Origin of the sequence: Aminobacter sp. P9b, assembly GCF_045345995.1 — a bacterium.
Classification (GTDB): domain Bacteria; phylum Pseudomonadota; class Alphaproteobacteria; order Rhizobiales; family Rhizobiaceae; genus Aminobacter; species Aminobacter niigataensis.
On record NZ_CP150082.1, the window covers coordinates 2,285,321 to 2,299,704 of the forward strand.

Below are 14,384 nucleotides of genomic sequence, written 5' to 3' on the forward strand. Positions count from 1 at the left end.
TCGATGAATGCCCTTCACAGGCCATCTCAAGCTGCGGCACTGGCATCGGCTGCGCCCATTCTGCGGACGCAGAATCTGACGGTGCGATTCGACGAATTTCCGGCGGTACGCGACGTTGATTTGTCGATCGCCGACGGTGAGCTCAGGGTGATCATCGGCGCCAATGGTGCCGGCAAGTCGACCTTGCTCGACCTCCTGTGCGGCAAGACGCTGCCCTCCGAGGGCGAGATCTGGTTGCATGACCGCAACATCACCGGCATCGGGGAGGCCGCCATTGCCCGCAGCGGCGTTGGCCGCAAGTTCCAGACGCCAACGGTTTTCAAGGACATGACCGTGCTGGAAAACCTGCAGGTTGCCAGCAACCGCAGGGTCGGTGTTTTCCAGAACCTGTTCGACCGGGTGAAGCCCAGGCCAAGCGACAGGGAGATTGCCGTCGCAGAAAGGACCGGCTTGCTCGGTTCGATGAAGCGCAAGGCATCGGAACTGTCGCACGGCCAACTGCAATGGCTCGAACTGGCAATGGTCCTGAGCCAGGACCCCAAGATCATCCTCCTCGACGAGCCCGCTGCAGGGATGACCTCTGCCGAAACCGACAAGACAGCCGAGTTGCTGCTCGACCTTGCAGGCCAACACACCGTGCTGGTCATCGAGCACGACATGGCATTCGTCCGCCGCATCTGCCGGACCATTACCGTGATGCACCAGGGATCAGTGCTTGCCGAGGGAACCGCGGAGGAGATCGAACGCAACCCCGCAGTGATCGAGGCGTATCTTGGATCGGCGACGCTCAGCCATGCTTAAATTCAAAGACCTCAACGTGTTCTACGGAACCAGCCACATCATCCACGATCTCAACCTTGAAATTCGCAAGGGCGAGGTCTTCTGCATCATGGGGCGCAACGGCGTGGGCAAGACGACCCTGTTGCGCAGCCTGCTCGGCATCACCGTGCAGACCAAGGGCGCGATCGAGTTCGAAGGCACCGAGATCAGCCGGGACCTTACTTATGAACGTGCGCGGCGCGGCATCGGTTATGTGCCCCAGGGACGTGAAATCGTGCCAGGGCTCAGCGTGCTCGACAATATCCTGCTTGGCTGCAACGCGCGGACGGATCGCCAGATGTCGGTCCCTCCTTTGGTCTGGACCCTGTTTCCCTTCTTGAAAGATCATCTGAACCGACGTGGCACCAACCTTTCCGGCGGCCAGCAGCAGCAACTGGCGATTGCCCGGGCACTCGCTACGGATCCAAGCATTCTTGTCCTCGATGAACCGACTGAGGGCATCCAGCCGAACATCGTCGAGCACATCGAAAAAGCGATTATTTCGCTCAACCGCGATCATGGGCTGACCATCATCCTCGTGGAGCAGAAGATACGCTTTGCGCGCACTGCTGCGCATCGATTTGCCATCCTCGAAAAGGGACAAGTCGCTGCAGCTGGCGAAACCGCCGACCTCAGCAACGAGCTGATCCACAAGCATATGAGCCTTTAGAGCCGCCGTGGCTTTTTTGGCAGTCGGGATATCCAATGACACCGACGAATGGTCTAGAGCAGAGAGGATTTTGAGATGCTGCGAGTTGAAAGTGTTCTAGGCAGCCGAAGCGATCCGGCCTTGCACGAGGCCATCCACCATCTCGAACATCACCATGCGGTCGAGTTCGTGACGGTCGCGGCCGGCGATCTCGACCGGCGGCGGCTGATGGCGCGGACGGACAAGGGCGAAGAGGTGGCGATCACCCTGCCGCGCGACCAGAAGCTGCACGACGGTGCTGTCCTAGTGCTCGACGATCACCGCGCGGTGATCGTCAGGGCCGGCGAGCAGCGCTGGCTGAGGATCACGCCGCACTCGGCCAGCGATGCGCTGGAACTCGGCTATCACGCCGGCAATCTCCACTGGCGGGTGCGCTTCGACGGCGAGGATCTTCTGGTGGCGCAGGATGGGCCGGCCTCGGCCTATGCCGCGCGCATCGAAGCCCTGGTCTCGGGCGGTCGGGTCAAGCTGACGGAGGAGGCCGAATGAGCCTTTCGGCAACAAATCTGCTCGTCGCCCTGCAGCATGCCGACGGGCAATTCCCGTCAGGCGGCTTTGCCTTTTCGCAAGGGCTCGAGGCATCGTCGTCGCTGGCCGACCGGTTGGGTGCATTCGATTTCGCCGATTTCGTAGACACCCAGATCCGCCACCGCTGGGCCGACGCGGACCGTGTCGCGCTGGTGCGGGCGTTTCGGCTTGCCGGCGATCTCGACGCACTTGCCGAACTGGACCGCGAGGTCGAGGCCTCGACCTTCGTCGAGGGGCTGCGGTCGGGCTCGCGCCGCAACGGCACGGCCCTCCTGACCACCCACGGGCGCCTGGGAACCAAGGGAGCAACTGCCTATCGCGGAATGGTCCGTAATGGCAGCGCCTGCGGCCACCTCGCCGTCGTCCAGGGCCTTGTGTGGCAGGCGCTCGGCCTCGACGAGGCGACGGCCGTTGCGATCGGCGGCTACCAGATGGTCGCCTCGCTGGCGACGGCTGCGGTGCGGCTAGGCCTGATCGGGGCCATCGACGCCCAGGCTTCGATGGCCCGGGCGCTGCCCGCGATCGAAGCCGCGGGCAGCAGGCCGGTCGCCGATGGCGAGGCGTTGCGTTCGTTCACGCCGCTTTGCGAGATCGCGGTCGCCATGCACGGCGTGTCCGGCCAGCGCCTGTTTTCGAATTGATGAGGAGCGCACGCCATGTTGCTGACCCCGACCGAACTTGAACGCCTGACCATCTACACGGCGGCCGAACTTGCGCGCAAACGACGGGCCAAGGGGTTGTTGCTCAACTATCCCGAAGCGGTCGCGCTCATTTCCGACGAGATCCTCGAAGGCGCCAGGGAAGGGCGCTCGGTCGCCGAGATGATGTCGATCGGCTCCGCTATCCTGACCCAGGCTGATGTCATGCCCGGCGTGGCGGCGATGCTGCCGATGCTGCAGATCGAGGCGACGTTCCGCGACGGCACCAAGCTGGTCACCGTGCATGAGCCGCTACGACCGGCCGCCGGTGCCGTTGCCGACGACCTCGAGCCAGGCGCGATCATCACCGAAGAGGGCGAGATCGAGCTGAACGCCGGGCGCCGCAAGCTCACTCTGAAGGTGGTCAACACTGGCGACCGTCCGGTGCAGATCGGCAGCCATTACCATTTGTTCGAGGTCAACAAGGCGCTCGACTTCGACCGCGCGGCTGCCTTCGGCATGCGCCTGGACATTGCCGCCGGCACGGCGGTGCGTTTCGAGCCGGGGCAGGAAAAGGACGTGCCGCTCACCACTTTCGGCGGGCAGCAACAGCTCTCCGGCCTCAACGGGCTGTCGAACGGCTCGGCCGACGATGCGGCGGTGAAGGCCGCTGCCCTTGATAACGCCCGCGCCCGCGGCTTCCGCGGCGCCTGAGGGGAGGAACGACCATGGCGACACTGTCACGCCGCGACTATGCGGCAATGTATGGCCCGACTACCGGCGACGGCTTCCGTCTCGGCGACACCTCGCTCGTCGCTGTCGTCGAGAAGGACTATGCCGTCTATGGCGACGAATGCCTGCATGGCGGCGGCAAGACCTTGCGTGACGGAGCCGGCCTTGCCGCCGGCGTCACCAGTGCCGAGGGCGCGCTCGACTTCCTGTTGTGCAACGTCACCGTGATCGATGCCGTGGTCGGCATCGTCAAGGGCGATCTCGGCATCCGGGACGGCAAGATCGTCGGCATCGGCAAGGCCGGCAATCCGGCAATCATGGACGGTGTCGACCCGCGACTGATCGTGTCGGCGGCAACCACGGTGCGAGACTGCGAGGGCCTGATCGCCACCGCCGGCGCGCTCGACGTACACGTGCATTTCGACAGCGCTCAATTGTGCGATCATGCCATTGCCTCGGGCATCACCACCATGCTCGGCGGTTCGCTCGGGCCGATCACCGTCGGCATCGATTGCGGCGGACCGTTCAATGTCGGCAAGATGCTGCAGGCGGCGGAAGAGTGGCCGATCAATTTTGGCTTCCTCGGCCGCGGCAATTCGCACAAGCCGGCCTCTCTGGTCGAGCAGATCGAGACCGGTTGCCTTGGCCTCAAGCTCCATGAGGACTGGGGCACCATGCCGGCGTCGATCGACACCTGCCTGACAGTGGCCGACCAGCTCGATTTCCCGGTCCAGATCCACACCGATACGCTGAACGAATCCGGCTTCCTCGAAGATACGCTCGCCGCCATCAACGGCCGCACCATCCACATGTACCACACCGAAGGTGCCGGCGGTGGCCACGCGCCGGACATCATCAGTGTCGCCGGCGTGCCGTGGTGCCTGCCGTCCTCGACCAACCCGACCAACCCCTACACCGTCAACACCTTCGACGAACACCTCGACATGACGATGGTGTGCCATCACCTCAACCCGGCGATCCCCGAGGATGTCGCCTTTGCCGAAAGCCGCATCCGCGCCCAGACCATCGCTGCCGAGGATATCCTGCACGATATCGGCGCGATCTCGATGCTCGGCTCCGACAGCCAGGGCATGGGCCGCATCAACGAGGTGATCTGCCGCACTTGGCAACTTGCCGACAAGATGAAGAAGCAGCGTGGCCGCCTGCCTGAGGAGGCGACGCGCTTTGGCGACAACGAACGCATCAAGCGCTACGTCGCCAAATACACCATCAATGCGGCCCGCACCTTCGGCATCGCCGAGCACGTCGGTTCGCTCGAAGACGGCAAGATGGCCGACATCGTGATCTGGCGGCCTGCCTTCTTCGGCATCAAGCCGGAGCTGGTGATCAAGGGCGGTTTCATCGCCTGGGGTGCCATGGGCGACAGCGCCGCGTCGCTGATGACCTGCGAGCCGCTGTTGCTGCGCCCGCAATGGGGCGCCTTCGGACGCGCCAAGCAGGCGCTCTCGGCCTGCTTCGTCAATCCGCTTGCCATCGACCGGGGCCTTGCCGCGACGCTCGACCTGAAGAAGGCGCTGCTGCCGTCGCGCGGCAATCGCGGCCTCACGAAGAAGGACATGCTGCGCAACGATGCCTGTCCCAACATTCGCGTCGATCCGCAGACCTTCGATGTCTTTGTCGACGGCGAACTCGCCACCTGCGAGCCGGCGCATGAGCTGCCGCTGACCCAACGCTATATGCTGAGGTAATATCATGGACGCCAGGACTTCTTCCGCCACATCGTCAGCCTCGCGCGTGGGGGCTGCCCGCATCGGCATCGGCGGGCCCGTAGGTTCGGGCAAGACGGCACTGATCGAACGGCTGATCCCGGCCTTTGCCGCGCGCGGCGTGTCGTTGGCGATCGTCACCAACGATCTGGTGACGGCCGAGGATGCCGAACGCATCCGCCGCTCGGGCCTGATCGACCCGGCTCGCGTCGCAGCCGTCGAGGCGGGCGCCTGCCCGCACACCGTCATCCGCGAGGATCCGACGCTCAACATCGCCGCCGCCGACGATCTGGAAGTGCTGTTTCCCGATGTCGAGCTGATCCTCATCGAGAGCGGCGGCGACAATCTCGCCTCGACCTTCTCGCTCGATCTTGTCGACTGGTGGATGTTCGTCATCGACGTTGCCGGCGGCGACGACATTCCGCGCAAGAAGGGTCCCGGCGTCCTCAAATGCGACCTGCTGGTGGTCAACAAGACCGATCTCGCCCCCTATGTCGGCGTCGATCTCGAGGCGATGGCAGCGCAAGCCGCAACCGCGCGGGCTGGCCGGCCGATGGCGCTCACCAATTGCCGCAGCAATAACGGGATCGACGCGATCGCCGACCGCATCGTTTCGGACGTGTTGTTCAGATGACGAGCCATTGGCCCCAACCGCCTGCTACCTACGCTCTGGTACAGCCGCGCCAGGCCGAGGCACGCTGTGGCCGTTTCGAGCTCGCCTTCTCCCGTCATGGCGCGCGCACCCATCTGGGCCGCCAGTTCGTTTGCTACCCGTTCCACATGACACGGCCGTTCGTGCTCGATAGAGCCATTCCCTCGCTGCTGACGGTCTATCAGCAGTCTTCCTCGGGCGGACTTTATCGTGACGACAGGCTGACGAGCCGCTACGAACTCGGTGCCGGTGCGGCAGCCCATATCACCACCCAGGCGGCAACTGTCGTTCATGACTGCCATGGCCAGCCGGCGCACCAGGTGACCGAGATTGCCCTGGAAGAGAATGCCTTCCTGGCCGTGACGCCCGATCCGCTGGTGCTGTTTCCCGGTGCATCCAGTTCAAGCAGCATCCGGGCCCGGCTCGCGCCCGGCGCCGTGCTGTTATTGTCCGATGCCTTTACCTGCCACGATCCGGAGGGGCGCTTGCGTTCCTTCGACCGGCTTGGCTCCGATGTCTCGATCCGCGACGCGGCAGGCCGGCTGCTCGTGCGCGACAATCTTGAGGTCAGCGGCGCAGATATCGCAGGGTCGGCTTCGCCCATCGGCGGCTGGAAGGTCGTGTCCAACTTCATGCTGTTGGGCGATCCCACCCGGCTTCCGGCAGCCGAAGCACTTGTTGCGCTGAACCATATGGCCTCGGCGATCGTAGGGGTGAGCGCACTTGCCAATGGGGCCGGCTTTGGCCTGCGCTGCCTGGCGGCCGATGCGATCGCTGCCCGCAGCATCGGCGAAAGCCTTTTCGAGCTCGCCGTGGCCGCGGCCTTCGGTATCCAGCCAGTGCCACGACGCAAATGACAACCGCACTCACATCGCAACCGTGAAGGAAAGCCGATCATGAACACCAAGTCTCTCGCCAGGTCCGCCGCGCTGGCCGCCTTCGCCCTGGCGCCAAGCCTCGCCAACGCTCATACCGGTCTCGGTCATGTCGATGGTTTCGCCCACGGCTTTGCCCACCCGCTGGGCGGGCTCGACCACGTCCTTGCCATGGTCATGGTCGGCCTGTTCGCGTCCCAACTTGGCGGCCGGGCCCGCTGGCTGGTGCCGGCGAGTTTCGTTGCGGTGATGGTGCTGGGTGGGGTGCTTGGCCTTGCCGGCATCGCCGTGCCCTTCGTCGAGCTCGGCATCGGCCTGTCCATCGTCGTTCTCGGCGGCGTTGTCGCCTTCAACCTGCGCGCCGGCGTAGCTGCCGCCATGGCGCTGGTCGGTTTCTTTGCGGTCTTCCACGGTTATGCCCACGGCGCCGAGATGCCGGAGAGCGCCAGCGGCCTGGTCTATGGCCTGGGCTTTGTGCTTGCGACCGCAACGCTGCATGCGGCGGGCCTCGGCTTCGGCTTGCTGCTCGATGGCAAGGGCGGGGCGAGGGGCGCGCTGCTTGTCCGTTCGCTCGGCGCAGTGGCGGCTGTCGCTGGTGTCGGCGTGGTGACCGGTCTCGTCTGAGAAGCCATCTGCCGCTGCGCAAGCGCAGCACAACGCGTATGCCCGACAGGAGGTGCCAGGATGAGTATTTCAGTCCCCCTACATCAGGCCCGCCCTGTCGGGTTCCCCCGGGTCGGAGCTGGTGCCGGCAGGAAAGCCGTATCGCTGCCGTTGCAGCAGGACCCGCACGCTGTTCGCGCGCCTGGGGAGAATGAACTGCAGGCGGCGATCGGCCGGGAGGTGCGGGCCTGCCGCAAACGCCACGGCATGACCGCCACCGAGCTCGCCAGCGCCGCAAGCATCTCGGTCGGCATGATGTCGAAGATCGAAAACGGCGTCATCTCGGCGTCGCTGACCACGCTGCAGGCCCTGTCCCAGGCACTCGGCGTGCCGATGACCGCGCTGCTCAGGAGCTTCGAGGAAGAGCGCAGCGCCGTGTTCGTCAAGGCGGGGGCAGGCGTCGGGGTCGAGCGGCGCGGCACGCGGGCGGGCCATCAATACAACCTCCTCGGCTATATCGGGTCCGGCTCCAGCGCAGTGTCGGTCGAGCCCTACCTGATCACCCTGGCCAGCGACACCGACACCTTCCCGCTGTTCCAGCACCCGGGAATGGAGTTCCTCTACCTGCTCGAAGGCGAGATCACCTACCGGCACGGCGCGAACCTCTACCATATGGCTCCCGGCGACAGCCTTTTCTTCGAAGCCGACACCCCGCACGGCCCCGAACAGCTGACCCGGTTGCCGATCCGCTTCCTGTCGATCATTTCTTATCCGCAGGGCGGAGAGGATTGATCGGGGTCTTGGTTGGCGAATACGAGAGCTTGTCAACCGAACTGCAGGCGCCTACCCGCGCTCTGGTAAGGCCCGTCATTCAGCGGCATTGCCTGCGAGGACCACCATCGTAAGGCTGGTAGGAGTTGTCTTCGGATCGATATGAACGATACCTGCTGAAGCAGGACTCTGCATGATCTGCGCTGACGTAATCAGCCTCCTCGTTTACGTAGGCCAGTTCGACTCGCCCTGCCGATGGCCGGTATGTGGTTTCCTCGTAACCGTACCCGTCCGTTGAATCGTTGCCCGCACCGGAATATGGCGAGACGCATTCGCGCCGCCCGCCACTGTAGGCAGTGTAGCTGTTGTCGTCGGCGCGATAAGAACGGTATCGCTCCGAACACCACTCCAAATGGGCTGCAATCGTCTCGGCCTGTAGACCGTCCTGAGATTGGTTGCTGGCCTCGATCGAGGGGGACGCTCCTTCCATATTCGCGACGTCGGCCACAACGCTGGTCGCGTCGACCTGGGTTGGGGCTTTGGCGGGCAATTGTTGCAAGGCAGGCCGGGCTGCCAGGCGATCAAATGCTTGCGCTGCTGGATTCACCTTCACAGGGTGGTCGGTCCAAACGCCGTTTGTGTCCGTGGCCAGGGCGAGTTGTCGTTCCGGCTCGGCCGTGAAGAACGCAGTGGCAGCAATCAGCCCACTCAAGAACATGACCAGCGCCAAACCAAGGCCGCTCACGGCTATCAGCAGGGGTCTCATATCGCGCTCCTGTGGATCTCTCCTGGCACAAATGCGCGACGTCCATGGTGGTTCCGTCGGAATAGATTCGCCGCCAAGACGGAAGGAGGCGGCACCGGTCGCAGTGGAGGGCGGGCAACGGCCCGACCGGGAGCATCTCAACTGGGTCGGGTGCGACGGGGGCGACGTCCTCGGCCCTTGCCGGAGCCGGTCCAGCGACGTCGGAGCTAGTTGTCGATCGAGCCTGCATATCGCGTGGCGCGACCGTTGATTTCGGCGCCTTCAGCAGTGCTGGGCCGCCTCTCAAATAATATCGGCTCCCCGGTGCACTGCGCGATATCCAAGACACAACTCAAGATGTCCTCGAACGCCACGTTCTCGTGCGGGTTCCGGTTTTGGATCTCCTCCGCGATCGCAACGACATTGATAGGTCTCGCGGATCTGGCGGCTGCGACGGCCGCCGATATCTTGTTTCTCAGGTCCTGGGACAGTGCGCGCATCTGGGTGTCTCCTTGATACCGCATCATCGCTCCAGAACGAGGTTTTAGCAACAAAATATTCAAATTAAATAACAAAATCATATAGTTAGTCAAATAATGCAAGTGCTTGGAGAGGCCATAATTAGGCTTGGCCGCCGAATGAAAATGCGACAGCGGTTTAGACCATGACAGTCTTGACTAGGTTTGGGATAAGCTACATATTTTAGCCACTTACTCATTCAGCACATTTATGCCGAAAAAGGTGGTGTCGATGCCTGAGCTTGAGAGAGGCGAACGCCTGCAGATAATGCTCAATGCCGATGAACTGGCGGCTGTCGAGGATTTCCGTTTCCAAAGCAGGATGCCGAGCCGGGCTTCCGCAGTTCGCGAGTTGCTGCGTCGAGGATTGGCAGCGGAAGGTTTCCTGGAAGCGGGCGTGGGGGCGAAGTCGCAAGATTTCGGCGTTCTCAATCCCGATGGAAGCGGCGATCCAGGTTCCGCCTGAAAACGCCCGTAGGTCCTGTCAGGAGGGTCCAACCCAGCGGCAGGGGCGCGCCAGATTGGCGGTGTCGGGTGAAACAGGAAGGCCAAGCTAGACCAGCTGCGAGTTCGTGCAGCAGCTGCCGCATGACACGAGCATTCGGCGAAATCTCATGCGCCCAGGGTCAGTCGTCCGTCGTCCTCGCCGAGAATACTTCTCGGAATCTCGTTTCCACTGCGACAGGGTCTGCCGGCGGGGCAGCCGCAGGCCTTTAAAGCGTCGCTAGCCGGGCATTCGATATGGTCATTCCGTAGGCTCGGCGTAGCGCCAGCTTCTCTTCCAGAACGGCGATGACAGTTGCGGCAAAATCCGCCTTGTACATTGCGGATAGCCTTGTCAGCCCTCCGGGCGTGAAGACATTGATCTCAAGGAGTTTGTCACCGACGATGTCGAGCCCGACGAGGAACATGCCGTCGCTCACCAGCTTCGGGCGCACAATCTCGGCGAGTGCCAGCATCTTGTCCGTTACCTTGACCTTGCGCGCGGTTCCGGCGGCATGGATGTTGGACCGAACGTCACCCTTGGCTGGCACCCGGCGAAAGGCGGCGTAACTACCATCCCGCTCAAGCGGCCGGCCGTTCAGCAGGAATAAGCGCACGTCACCCGCTTTGGCCTCGGGAATGTAGGCCTGCGCGATCAGATAGCCGTCACCGCTCGCCGCCTCGAAGATCTGGTTCAGGTTGGAATCGTCGGGGGTCGCGATATGGAAGACATTCTTGCCGCCCGATCCCTGGAGCGGCTTGACGATACAGCCCTTTGGCTGATTGTCGATGAAGGCGCGGATCTCGGCAATGCTGCGCGATATCAACGTCGCCGGCCTGACCACCTCGGGGAAGGCCTGGAGGTAGAGCTTGTTTTGTGCCTGGGCTAGCCCATCCGGATCGTTGACCACCATCACCCCGCGTTCCGCGGCAAGCCTCCCGAACATGATGCCCGCATTGGCGGCCCATGGTCGGTCGGTCGCGTCGAGCGACGGGTCGTTGCGCAGGAACAATATGTCGATGTCGCTTATCGAAAAGGTCTTTTTCTCATTCTTCGCGTCCTGCAAGGCAATGTGCAGCTTTTCGGCGGTCTTGTAGGGAGTGGCCGGCAGGACCACGCCATTGACAGCCAGGCTGTCATCCGGCCGTAGAATGAAGTCGCCTGGCTCTAGATAGACAACCGAATGTCCGCGCTGAACTGCTGTCAGCGCAAGCGTGGTCGTCGTGTAGCCGGCAGTTTCTTTCTCGACGGAATTGACGAAGAGGGCAATGCGCATCGGGGCTCCAGTCATGTTGCAATCATGTCGATCGGATCCATCCCGGCCATCGCCTTCTTGAGGCGCGGCTTTGCCACCTCGGATGACAGGAACGCAGGTTCGAGCCGCGGCGCCCGCAGCAGACCGCGCGCGCTCAACTCCTCGATGACGCCGAAATGGGCGGCGGAGATCTTGCCGATCCAGAACGGCGTCAGGCTGCCGCCGTTCCTCAGATGATCGAGCACCTGCATCACGCCGCGCAAATAGATGGCGTCTTTGGCAAAACCACCACCCCGGAAGACACGCAACACCACGTTAAAGGCGCTGCGGCGGTCGAGCCCGAGATCCTCGTGGAGGAACCGGAAGGTTTCTTCGAACGCCGCGCCACCGAGCATCGCCTGGCACGCAAGAACCCTTGCCGCGATCAGCCTCAACCGTGCCGGTGTCATGCCGCCGACGAGATATTCCGCCAATACAGCCAACCCCTCTTGCATGCCCTCATAACCGGCGAGGCCGCTGCGCAGGATGGCAAGCCCCTGCATGTCACCGTTGAAGTAGGTCAGCAGGTGAACGCCGATCTCGTGACTGAGCAGCGCCATCAGGCGCTCCGGTGCGAGCTTGGTATCGCGCGACACGAGCAGCCGGTTCCGAGAGACCAGGAGACCGGCTGGCAGGTCCGCGCGGATTTCCACCGACGCTTCGAAGTCGGGATAGGCAGTGCGGTATCGGGAGATCATGTCTCGCGCTGCTGTGGCAACGGTGTCGGCGCCGAGGCATTTCTGCCTGATCGACGGCTTGGGGGCAGGCGCCTTTTCGAGAATGCGTCGCGCCCTTGCGGCCAAGTCCGGCTCGACGCTTCCGTAGAGTGCACGCCCAAGCTCAGCGAAGCGAGGGGTTTCGCGCGCCGCCAGCATCGACAGTTGGAGGTCGAGTTCCTGCTGTTTTTCGGAGAGCAGCCCGGCAAGAAGCGGATCTTCGAGATGATCGAGCGAGACCGAGTAGAGTTTCCGCTTCTCTGCGGTGACCTCGAACTCAAGTGGCCTGTACAGCAGCGTTGGCGCCCGCTTGAATCCACCTGCCTCGAATTCCAGCCAGGCCTGCTCGGCATTGATCGGTGTGACCGCGAGCAGGAAATCGAAAGCCGAAGCAACCTTGTCTATGTCCCGGTCGGCGCGGGCGACCGCGTCAATGAAGACACGCCGCCCCAGTGAACGATGTGTTATCGGCGGATCCAACTTCGACGCCTTGAGGAAAGCGCTGACCGCCTGCAGCGCGGAATCGACCATGTTGGCCACCACAAGATCGCGCAAGGCGGGGTAGATACGCTTGCCGCCAGGCATCCGATAGATCGGCGCAAAGCGCACGGTCAGGCATGCAATGTCGCCGAGAACATCCGAAAGCCGCGGTTCTTCGCATGCGACGGGATTGAGGTCGCCGACGCGTGGGGTCCGATATTTTGCCTCTCGTTCGGAGGCAGCCGCAGTGAAGCGCTTGAGTGCAGCCTTTTCCGCCACGGTGTCGCCGCTGGCCAGCGCAATTTCGAAAGGCGGCAGGAACGGTGCATCGTGGGTGAGGTATCGGTCTTCGGCCAACTCTCCCATGTCGATGACCAGGAACGCGCCGCAGCGGCCACGCATCCTTGTCGCCACCAGCCGGGCTACTTCGCCGGCAAGGCTTGAATCGCCTGTGACCAAGTAGGAGGCGTTGGCGGAGGCGGCATCGAATGCTGCGGTGTGATCGGGTCCTATGTAGACGCAGAGAAAGGGTAGCGGCCGGTCTATGTGCAAACGGCTGCCATCGGCGAAATCATGGCGTATGGGTTTTCCCGCATTCAGCAGCGCGTCCAGGTCAGCTTCGATGTGCGCTAGCACAGATGCCGGTTCGACGAGCTTAGGCTTCATCCCATGCCTCGCAGCACCGCCTCTAGGACCGGCACTGTCGACGCAAGCATGGCGCGCAACTGGTCGATCGCGGCCTGGTCGGGCTCACCGCTCCATTCGTCCATGAAAACCTTCTTGAACTCGACCGCGATGGCGCATCCGGTGTTGGGAAAGTTGGCATGGACGAAGCGCGTTTGTTCACCCTTGCCCTGGAAAGACACATTTTCACGCACGTCGATAGGCTTGCCATTGAAGGGGTGGCTGCGCAGGGTCTCGATGAAGGCGTCGACGACCGGCGCCCAGCGCTCCCGGTCCATGGAAAACGTGCCGATGTTGATATCGGGTGCCTCTCTTTGCGATGCGGCCATTGCCTCCGGACCATCGCGCCGGTGATTGTAGCTGTGGACGTCGACAAGCACGAACCTGCCGTAGCGCTTCTCTATTTCCCCGAGCACACGCTTCAACTCGCCGTAGTAGGCATCGTGGAAGGCGCGGGCCTCCGTCACGATCTCCTCGGACGGCTGCTCTCGCCAGACTCTCAGACCCCAGGATTGTTCCGGCGCCAGATAGACCGCAGCCTCACGCGCACGGTTCAAGTCGACTTGAAAGCGCGATCGATGAACGATGATCTGGGTTGCGAAATCAGCGATGAAGCGCTCGGTAAACGGATCTTCCTCTCGCCGCCGGTCGGCGTCGGCAAGACATATGAGCGGCTGGCAAGCCCGACCCAAATCATTGCCACTATGGATAGCTGTCCCGACAACGGGAGATTCTCCCGGCTTGATGGTCCAGCCTGTCGGCGATCCGTCCGAATCTGTCGTAAGCGTGTCCATGCGATCAAAATGCGCGGAGACGGTGGACGGTTCCGGTTCCTCGCGAGCCAAAAAATGTCAGGGCCGGACCTGGCCTCACCTGATGCGCTGTTTCCCATGTCCCAGCGGTCTTCCAGAGGCGTTTTCGAGTGTCGTTGCGGCAATGTGCGGCGGCCCGGCGCTCGGAGGGTCGCTCGAGGCTGTTTGCTGGCTGCGACCACTCCGGGTAACGGCCAAACTGCTTGGCCAATTGAGGCTCAACTACTCAACGATTTTCCAGTAGGAGTCCTTGCGGAACACCTTGCCGTTGCGAAACGTGTAGAAGTCACAGCCTTGGACCTCTATTCCCGTTCCCCCGCGGGTGGTGCCGGTGAGGGTCCATTTTGAGATGCCGGTATCGGCCGCCGCATCTACAAAATGCTCTACGTTGCCGTAGTGGACATCAGGCAAGCCTTCGAAGCGTGTTGCCAGCGCGTTTCGTACATTCGGCTTGCCCTCGAAACGGGAGCCCCAACGCTTGCTTCCCCTCGGCATCTCCAAGATGCAGTCGTCGGAAAAGAACTCCATGATGCGGTCAAGATCGTGCGCGTTGAAGGCCTCAGATAGCCCCGTCAGTGTCGACCGAATGTCCATCGC

17 protein-coding genes are annotated in these 14,384 nt (G+C 62.8%); 11 read left to right on the forward strand and 6 right to left on the reverse strand.

Annotated elements, in window-relative coordinates; genetic code table 11:
- Positions 1–3: 3 nt before the first annotated feature.
- The 10 genes from urtD (at position 4) to WHT83_RS11320 (ending at position 8,075) form a co-directional block, all read left to right on the forward strand.
- On the forward strand, positions 4–801 hold the full coding sequence (gene urtD, locus WHT83_RS11275; RefSeq protein WP_406873819.1) for an urea ABC transporter ATP-binding protein UrtD: 798 nt from the start codon (positions 4–6) through the stop codon (positions 799–801).
- Positions 794–1,489: an urea ABC transporter ATP-binding subunit UrtE gene (gene urtE / locus WHT83_RS11280; protein ID WP_183263611.1), complete on the forward strand. Its 696-nt coding sequence runs from the start codon at positions 794–796 to the stop codon at positions 1,487–1,489. The genes urtD and urtE overlap by 8 nt, the downstream gene beginning before the upstream one ends.
- 75 nt (positions 1,490–1,564) lie before the next feature.
- Complete coding sequence (gene ureE, locus WHT83_RS11285) at positions 1,565–2,017, forward strand: urease accessory protein UreE (RefSeq protein WP_108608909.1); 453 nt, start codon at positions 1,565–1,567, stop codon at positions 2,015–2,017.
- Positions 2,014–2,697, forward strand: a complete 684-nt coding sequence (locus WHT83_RS11290) for an urease accessory protein UreF (RefSeq protein ID WP_406873820.1) — start codon at positions 2,014–2,016, stop codon at positions 2,695–2,697. The genes ureE and WHT83_RS11290 overlap by 4 nt, the downstream gene beginning before the upstream one ends.
- 15 nt (positions 2,698–2,712) lie before the next feature.
- A complete protein-coding gene (locus WHT83_RS11295) occupies positions 2,713–3,408 on the forward strand; it encodes an urease subunit beta (protein ID WP_406873821.1) in 696 nt (231 codons plus the stop codon).
- 14 nt (positions 3,409–3,422) lie between these two features.
- Positions 3,423–5,135 (forward strand): urease subunit alpha, encoded by a 1,713-nt coding sequence (ureC, locus tag WHT83_RS11300; protein WP_108608906.1) that lies wholly within the window; start codon positions 3,423–3,425, stop codon positions 5,133–5,135.
- A 4-nt stretch (positions 5,136–5,139) separates the two neighbouring features.
- A complete protein-coding gene (ureG, locus tag WHT83_RS11305; protein WP_108608905.1) occupies positions 5,140–5,787 on the forward strand; it encodes an urease accessory protein UreG in 648 nt (215 codons plus the stop codon).
- The gene (locus tag WHT83_RS11310; RefSeq protein ID WP_406873822.1) at positions 5,784–6,662 is read left to right on the forward strand and encodes an urease accessory protein UreD; all 879 of its coding nucleotides are present in this window, start codon (positions 5,784–5,786) and stop codon (positions 6,660–6,662) included. Before ureG ends, WHT83_RS11310 begins: the two co-directional genes overlap by 4 nt.
- 39 nt (positions 6,663–6,701) lie before the next feature.
- On the forward strand, positions 6,702–7,304 hold the full coding sequence (locus tag WHT83_RS11315) for a HupE/UreJ family protein (RefSeq protein WP_108608903.1): 603 nt from the start codon (positions 6,702–6,704) through the stop codon (positions 7,302–7,304).
- Positions 7,305–7,364: 60 nt separating this feature from the next.
- Complete coding sequence (locus WHT83_RS11320; RefSeq protein WP_183263607.1) at positions 7,365–8,075, forward strand: XRE family transcriptional regulator; 711 nt, start codon at positions 7,365–7,367, stop codon at positions 8,073–8,075.
- Positions 8,076–8,154: 79 nt separating this feature from the next.
- Here the strand turns inward: WHT83_RS11320 and WHT83_RS11325 are convergent, their stop codons facing one another.
- The gene (locus WHT83_RS11325; protein ID WP_406873823.1) at positions 8,155–8,820 is read right to left on the reverse strand and encodes a BA14K family protein; all 666 of its coding nucleotides are present in this window, start codon (positions 8,818–8,820) and stop codon (positions 8,155–8,157) included.
- A gap of 206 nt (positions 8,821–9,026) precedes the next feature.
- A complete protein-coding gene (locus WHT83_RS11330; protein WP_183263606.1) occupies positions 9,027–9,299 on the reverse strand; it encodes a hypothetical protein in 273 nt (90 codons plus the stop codon).
- Positions 9,300–9,549: 250 nt separating this feature from the next.
- Here WHT83_RS11330 and WHT83_RS11335 point away from each other — a divergent pair, with 250 nt between their 5' ends.
- Entirely contained in the window at positions 9,550–9,783 is a 234-nt protein-coding gene (locus tag WHT83_RS11335; RefSeq protein ID WP_183263605.1) for a hypothetical protein, read from the forward strand.
- Positions 9,784–10,030: 247 nt separating this feature from the next.
- On the opposite strand, the gene WHT83_RS11340 is transcribed toward WHT83_RS11335, so the two are convergent.
- The 4 genes from WHT83_RS11340 to WHT83_RS11355 all read right to left on the reverse strand — a co-directional run bounded on the left by WHT83_RS11340 (position 10,031) and on the right by WHT83_RS11355 (position 14,381).
- Positions 10,031–11,077 (reverse strand): glutathione synthetase, encoded by a 1,047-nt coding sequence (locus WHT83_RS11340; protein ID WP_108608899.1) that lies wholly within the window; start codon positions 11,075–11,077, stop codon positions 10,031–10,033.
- 11 nt (positions 11,078–11,088) lie between these two features.
- Positions 11,089–12,957, reverse strand: coding sequence for a flavohemoglobin expression-modulating QEGLA motif protein (locus WHT83_RS11345; protein WP_406873824.1), 1,869 nt, complete (start codon positions 12,955–12,957; stop codon positions 11,089–11,091).
- The gene (locus WHT83_RS11350) at positions 12,954–13,769 is read right to left on the reverse strand and encodes an N-formylglutamate amidohydrolase (RefSeq protein ID WP_406873825.1); all 816 of its coding nucleotides are present in this window, start codon (positions 13,767–13,769) and stop codon (positions 12,954–12,956) included. The genes WHT83_RS11345 and WHT83_RS11350 overlap by 4 nt, the downstream gene beginning before the upstream one ends.
- Positions 13,770–14,009: 240 nt before the next feature.
- Positions 14,010–14,381, reverse strand: coding sequence for a nuclear transport factor 2 family protein (locus WHT83_RS11355; RefSeq protein ID WP_406873826.1), 372 nt, complete (start codon positions 14,379–14,381; stop codon positions 14,010–14,012).
- Positions 14,382–14,384 lie beyond the last annotated feature (3 nt).

Bases quoted from the DNA above. Each gene is read 5' to 3' on its own strand.
- urtD (WP_406873819.1), top strand. From the start codon at position 4: ATGAATGCCCTTCACAGGCCATCTCAAGCTGCGGCACTGGCATCGGCT.
- urtE (WP_183263611.1), top strand. From the start codon at position 794: ATGCTTAAATTCAAAGACCTCAACGTGTTCTACGGAACCAGCCACATC.
- ureE (WP_108608909.1), top strand. From the start codon at position 1,565: ATGCTGCGAGTTGAAAGTGTTCTAGGCAGCCGAAGCGATCCGGCCTTG.
- WHT83_RS11290 (WP_406873820.1), top strand. From the start codon at position 2,014: ATGAGCCTTTCGGCAACAAATCTGCTCGTCGCCCTGCAGCATGCCGAC.
- WHT83_RS11295 (WP_406873821.1), top strand. From the start codon at position 2,713: ATGTTGCTGACCCCGACCGAACTTGAACGCCTGACCATCTACACGGCG.
- ureC (WP_108608906.1), top strand. From the start codon at position 3,423: ATGGCGACACTGTCACGCCGCGACTATGCGGCAATGTATGGCCCGACT.
- ureG (WP_108608905.1), top strand. From the start codon at position 5,140: ATGGACGCCAGGACTTCTTCCGCCACATCGTCAGCCTCGCGCGTGGGG.
- WHT83_RS11310 (WP_406873822.1), top strand. From the start codon at position 5,784: ATGACGAGCCATTGGCCCCAACCGCCTGCTACCTACGCTCTGGTACAG.
- WHT83_RS11315 (WP_108608903.1), top strand. From the start codon at position 6,702: ATGAACACCAAGTCTCTCGCCAGGTCCGCCGCGCTGGCCGCCTTCGCC.
- WHT83_RS11320 (WP_183263607.1), top strand. From the start codon at position 7,365: ATGAGTATTTCAGTCCCCCTACATCAGGCCCGCCCTGTCGGGTTCCCC.
- WHT83_RS11325 (WP_406873823.1), bottom strand. From the start codon at position 8,820: ATGAGACCCCTGCTGATAGCCGTGAGCGGCCTTGGTTTGGCGCTGGTC.
- WHT83_RS11330 (WP_183263606.1), bottom strand. From the start codon at position 9,299: ATGCGCGCACTGTCCCAGGACCTGAGAAACAAGATATCGGCGGCCGTC.
- WHT83_RS11335 (WP_183263605.1), top strand. From the start codon at position 9,550: ATGCCTGAGCTTGAGAGAGGCGAACGCCTGCAGATAATGCTCAATGCC.
- WHT83_RS11340 (WP_108608899.1), bottom strand. From the start codon at position 11,077: ATGCGCATTGCCCTCTTCGTCAATTCCGTCGAGAAAGAAACTGCCGGC.
- WHT83_RS11345 (WP_406873824.1), bottom strand. From the start codon at position 12,957: ATGAAGCCTAAGCTCGTCGAACCGGCATCTGTGCTAGCGCACATCGAA.
- WHT83_RS11350 (WP_406873825.1), bottom strand. From the start codon at position 13,769: ATGGACACGCTTACGACAGATTCGGACGGATCGCCGACAGGCTGGACC.
- WHT83_RS11355 (WP_406873826.1), bottom strand. From the start codon at position 14,381: ATGGACATTCGGTCGACACTGACGGGGCTATCTGAGGCCTTCAACGCG.